The organism is Holdemania filiformis DSM 12042, assembly GCF_000157995.1.
Lineage (GTDB): Bacteria > Bacillota_I > Bacilli_A > Erysipelotrichales > Erysipelotrichaceae > Holdemania > Holdemania filiformis.
The window spans coordinates 1-879 of the sequence record NZ_GG657581.1; the positions used below are offsets into that span (position 1 = coordinate 1).

Genomic DNA, 879 nt, shown 5'->3' on the forward strand with positions numbered 1-879 from the left:
CGCCTGTCCGGAATGCGCGTGGAGCGATGGGGCGCAGTCGCTGAAGCCGGCGAAGTTCGCCTCCTTGATCGAGAAGGGACGCACAATTGCCCAGGTGGTCGGGAGATCGCTGTAATGCAGGCGACGATCATCCCGGGACGCTGCACCCAGACGACGGTGGCGATTCCGCCGAGCAAGTCGATGGCCCATCGGGCGATCATCTGCGCCGCTTTGGCCCAGGGCGAAAGTTTGATTCATCACGTTGATTATTCCGACGATATCCTGACGACGATCGACGGAATGCGCAAGCTGGGCGCGCACATTGAGCTGGAAGGCAGCGATGTGCGGGTGCAGGGCATTCCCGATTTTAATCAGCTGCAAAGCGAGGAAATTTTCTGCAAGGAATCCGGCTCCACGCTGCGCTTTTTTATCCCGATTTTCTCGCTGACCGGCAAGCGGGTGCGTTTTACCGGACAGAACCGTCTGCTGCAGCGGCCCCAGACAGTCTATCAACAGCTGTTTGAGGCGCAGGGATTCCATTACTCGCAAACCGCGGAATGGATTGAAATTGAAGGCGCGCTGCAGCCGGGCGACATCACGCTGCGCGGCGACATCAGCTCGCAGTTTATTTCTGGTCTGTTGTTTGCGCTGGTCTGCCGCAAGGAGGATTCTACGCTGCATATTGAACCACCGTTTGAGTCGCGTTCGTATGTGGAGCTGACATTGCAGATGCTTCAGGATTTCGGTGTTCATGCTTATTTTGAAGACGAACTGACGCTGCGGATTCCCGGCGGCCAGCGGTATCAAGCCTGTGAAACGACCGTCGAATCCGATTATTCCCAGCTTGGTTTCTATGCCGCGCTGGGATGCGTTAACCATGAGGTCCATTGTCTGGGGCTG

At 57.0% G+C, this 879-nt stretch carries 1 protein-coding gene and 1 pseudogene; both read left to right on the plus strand.

Translation table 11 applies throughout. From position 1 onward, the window contains the following. A pseudogene (locus tag HOLDEFILI_RS20345) lies at positions 1–115 on the plus strand (3-deoxy-7-phosphoheptulonate synthase); the annotation flags it as partial. Beyond that, a partial coding sequence (locus HOLDEFILI_RS18070) for a 3-phosphoshikimate 1-carboxyvinyltransferase (RefSeq protein WP_039865603.1) occupies positions 115–879 on the plus strand: 765 nt, incomplete at its 3' end. The pseudogene HOLDEFILI_RS20345 and the gene HOLDEFILI_RS18070, both read left to right, overlap by 1 nt.